4 protein-coding genes and 1 pseudogene are annotated in these 4,254 nt (G+C 58.8%); 3 read left to right on the top strand and 2 right to left on the bottom strand.

The window, feature by feature from the left end; translation table 11 throughout:
* Window positions 1-132 precede the first annotated feature (132 nt).
* On the bottom strand, window positions 133-540 hold the full coding sequence (locus B3520_RS09100) for an MAPEG family protein (protein WP_286805127.1): 408 nt from the start codon (window positions 538-540) through the stop codon (window positions 133-135).
* A gap of 380 nt (window positions 541-920) precedes the next feature.
* On the opposite strand from B3520_RS09100, the gene fabV reads away from it, so the two are divergent.
* From fabV to lpxL, 3 genes are all read left to right on the top strand, one after another.
* Entirely contained in the window at window positions 921-2,105 is a 1,185-nt protein-coding gene (gene fabV, locus B3520_RS09095) for an enoyl-ACP reductase FabV (protein ID WP_286805128.1), read from the top strand.
* Window positions 2,106-2,221: 116 nt separating this feature from the next.
* A complete protein-coding gene (locus B3520_RS09090; RefSeq protein ID WP_286805130.1) occupies window positions 2,222-3,133 on the top strand; it encodes an acyltransferase in 912 nt (303 codons plus the stop codon).
* 16 nt (window positions 3,134-3,149) lie between these two features.
* Window positions 3,150-4,067, top strand: coding sequence for an LpxL/LpxP family Kdo(2)-lipid IV(A) lauroyl/palmitoleoyl acyltransferase (gene lpxL / locus B3520_RS09085; RefSeq protein WP_286805131.1), 918 nt, complete (start codon window positions 3,150-3,152; stop codon window positions 4,065-4,067).
* A gap of 3 nt (window positions 4,068-4,070) precedes the next feature.
* Here lpxL and B3520_RS09080 read toward each other — a convergent pair.
* Window positions 4,071-4,254: pseudogene (locus B3520_RS09080) on the bottom strand (hypothetical protein); the annotation flags it as partial.

The following is a 4,254-nucleotide window of genomic DNA, read 5'->3' as shown; positions in this document are numbered from 1 at the left end:
GCGGGGGACCCGCGATTCGAGCCCCCAGGGATGGGTTTACGGCGTGTCTTGAAAGAAGATCCCCTTCACGGTCCGGACGTTATGCCAGTTTGGGCCTGTTGTCAGGATTTGCCGCCAACAACTTATCCGCTGCTAAACCCGACTCCCCAGCTGCAACGCAATCACCACCCAAATGGCCACCAACAACAGGTTGCTCGCCATAAATGCTATGAACCTATGCATTACGTTGTTGTAGCCCATATGGATGAGACCGTGCACCACCCGCAGCGCCACAAACCCCCAGGCCAGCGCCGCCGGACCATTGAGCCCCATGGCCAGACTGGTGACACAGGCGAGGTAGAACAGGATCGGCACCTGAAACAGGTTGTCATAATGACGCGCCGCCGCCAGCGCCCGTGCCGGAGCGGCCTGATCCGGCGGATAAAGCCGAAAATAGCCGATCGACACCGTGCCCTTACGCACCGCCAAGATCCGCAGGGTCAGCAAATAGAGAGCGACGCAGAGCGTCCAGAACATCAGGGCGAGCATGGGTTTCAGCATGATTTCTCCTTTTAAATGAGGCAGAGTCCCGGATATTGAGCCAAGCTTCGCTAGTAGCTATTGGGTTCCGTTTACCTCAGAGGTCGCGGCATCGGGTGGGTTCTTCTCAAACCCTCTCTTCAGGGATGAAGAGAGGGAGCTACAGGGACCGTATTTATCGCGTTTTGAGAAGAACCCACCCGATGCCGGGGCCGGGCCCTCTTAGTGGCACCTTGGAAGTATCTCCAAAAACCACAGATTTCGCCGAAAAAGCCCATCTGCTGGTACAATGCCCGTTTTTCGCCCCGAATCTGAGTACTGGGGCGGTTGAACGGCCGTTGACAGCACGTAACGACGGTCAGGGCAGCGACCAAACAGACCAGACAAGAGTAGGACTTTACATGATTATCAAGCCAAAAGTACGCGGATTCATCTGCACCAACGCCCACCCACAGGGCTGCGCCGCCAACGTGCGCGAGCAGATCGACTACACCAAGGCCCAGGGGCCCATCAACGGTGGCCCGAAAAACGTACTGGTCATCGGCTGCTCCACCGGCTATGGCCTGGCCTCACGCATCACCGCCGCCTACGGCTCTGGCGCCAAAACCCTCGGGGTCTGCTTCGAAAAACCGCCCACCGAGAAGCGTACCGCCTCCGCCGGCTACTACAACACCGCCGCCTTCCACGAATTTGCCGAAGCTGATGGCCTCTACGCCCACACCATCAATGGGGACGCCTTCTCCGACGAGATCAAGGCCCAGACCATCGAGCAGATCAAAAAAGACCTGGGCAAAATCGACCTGGTGGTCTACAGCCTGGCCTCGCCCCGACGCACCGACCCCAAGACCGGTGAAACCTACACCTCCGTGCTCAAGCCGATTGGTCAGGCCTACACCTCCAAAGGCCTGAACACCGATACCCTGAAAATCACCGAGACCACCGTCGAGCCGGCCAACGACGAAGAAATTGCCAACACCGTCAAAGTGATGGGCGGCGAAGACTGGGAACTGTGGATCGACGCCCTGAAAGACGCCGACGTGCTGGAGCAGAACTGCCAGACCACCGCCTACACCTACCTGGGCGACAAGCTGACCTGGCCGATCTACGGCAAGGCCACCATCGGCAAGGCCAAAGAAGACCTGGATCGCGCCTCCCTGGCCATCGACCAGAAACTGGATGACCTCAACGGCACGGCCCACGTCGCGGTACTCAAAGCAGTGGTCACCCAGGCCAGCTCCGCCATTCCGGTGATGCCGTTGTACATGTCCATCCTGTTCAAAGTAATGAAAGAGCAGGGCACCCATGAAGACTGCATTCACCAGCTGCAGCGTCTGTTCGTGGAATGCCTGTATAGCGCCAACCCGCGTCTCGACGACGAAGACCGTTTCCGCGTAGACGAGTTGGAGCTGGACTCCAAAGTACAGGCCAAGGTGGAAGAAATCTGGCCGCAAGTGACCGAAGACAACCTCTTTGAACTGACCGACTACAAGGGCTACAACGAAGGTTTCCTGAAGTTGTTCGGCTTTGGCGTCGACGGTGTGGACTACGAGGCGGATGTCAGTCCGTTGGTGAAGGCGCCGTTTTAAGCGTTCAACGATGTGTGACGGTGCCGTTGAGTTAAAGCCCCGATCGACCCGTGACATGCGGCACCTCTGTGTCGGATTACGCGCTTTGCGCTAATCCGACCTACGTGAGAGCTTGTATGCCAATAATCTACCCCCTCGTGGGCTTCCTCAGCCTGTCGCTGTACGTGATCACCATCGCGGGCGTGTTCCTGTTGATCATGCCCGTGGCGCTGGTCAAACTGATCATCCCCGCTCTGCGACGCCCCTGTAATGCCGTGCTCGACAAACTGGCGAGCGGCTGGATTACGCTCAATGGCTGGCATCAAAAGCTGTTGACCCGCACCGACATTCGCGTCAGCGGAGATATCGACCAACTCAGTCGCAACGAGTGGTACATGCTGATTGCCAACCATCAGTCCTGGGTCGATATCATGATCCTGGTCCGGGTATTGAACGGTCGCATTCCCTACGTGAAATTCTTCTTCAAGCGCGAGCTTCTCTGGGTGCCCCTGCTCGGGCAGGCACTGTGGGCGATGGACTTTCCGGTGATGCGCAGGCGTAGCAAAAAAGACATCACCCGCAATCCGGCGCTGGTCAACGATGACCTGGAGCGTACCCGCCGGGCCTGCGAAATGTACCAACACAGCCCGGTCACCATCATCAACTTTCTGGAAGGCACCCGCTTTACGCCCGCCAAGCAGCTGGCGCAAGCCGGCGACGACGGCACGCCGGAGTTCAGGCACCTGCTCAAGCCCAAAGCCGGTGGCCTGGCCTTCACCCTGTCGGCCATGAACGGCCAGCTTCGACAGATGCTGGATGTGACCCTTTACTACCCCCACGGCCGCCCCACGTTCTGGGAATACGCCTGTGGGCGAGTACGCCGGGTGGACATGCACATCCAGCAGCGCCCCATCACCAACGACATGGTGGGCGACTATCCGAACGATGAGGCGTTTCGAGCCCGGTTTCAGGCCCGCGTCAACGAACTTTGGCAGGAAAAAGACGCCCGTCTGGAGGCCATGGCCCAGAACGCGGCCGATACGCATTGAGGTAAATAGATAGCCTATGGCTGAAACATCCTTCCCCAAACAACTGCTCGCCCCCCGTCACTGGCCCTCCTGGTTGGGTGCCGGGCTATGGTTTCTGATCGCCCAACTGCCTTACCGGTTGCAGTGGTGGCTGGCCAAAGCGCTGGCGCCTTTGCTGAGGCTGAATAAAAAACGGCTGAACTTTGCCCGACGCAATATTGAGCTCTGTTTTCCGAATCTGTCAGAGGTCGAACGCGAGCGCCTGCTGAAACAGAACCTCACCTCCACCGCCATGACCGTGTTCGAAACCGGCATCGCCTGGTTCTGGCCGGGCTGGCGACTGCGCCGACTGTTTACCGTCACCGGCCTGGAACATCTGAAAGCCGCTGAAGAGGCGGGGCAGGGCGCGCTGCTGCTCAGCCTGCACATGACGACCCTGGACATTGGCAGCGCCATGTTGGGTCAGGTGGTCAACTTCGACGGCATGTACCGGCCCCACAGCAACCCGGTGTACGACTACCTGCAAATGAAACGCCGCAGCGCCTACTCCCCCGGCGCCATGACCATCCCCCGCGACAACGTACGCGCCATGATCAGCCGCCTGCGCAAAGGCCGCTTCATCTGGTACGCCCCGGACCGGGATCTGGGCTCAAAAAACAGCCTCTTCGCCCCCTTCTTCGGCGTGCAGGCCGCCACCGTCAGTGCCACAGGCAAACTGGTCAGCATGGGCAAGGGACGGGTGATTCCGTTTACCCAGTACCGCCTACCCGGCGGGCGCGGTTACGAACTGGTCATCCGGCCGGCATTGGGAGATTTCCCCAGCGGCGACGACTATGCCGACACAGTGCGGGTCAACCGCTACATGGAAGAAGCCATCGAAGAGTGCCCACATCAATATTTTTGGGCACAGCCACGCTTCAAAACCCGTCCTGAAGGTGAATCATCGGTGTATTGAGGTTTACGCCTCGGCGATTGCACCTTTATTCATACCTTCATAGGCCTGCACACGAATGGTACTGGTCGGGTACTCGGACTTGGTGGTTTTGGCGATGTGGTCGGCAATCAACTCCACCGTAGTATCCGTGTCCATAAGGTAACAACAACGCTGGGGCAGGGTAATCTCAAAATCCCCCTGGGGCGCC

This window comes from Marinimicrobium sp. UBA4509 (genome assembly GCF_002388575.1).
Classification (GTDB): Bacteria; Pseudomonadota; Gammaproteobacteria; order Pseudomonadales; family Cellvibrionaceae; genus Marinimicrobium; species Marinimicrobium koreense.
This window is presented reverse-complemented; position numbering and strand designations above follow the sequence as displayed.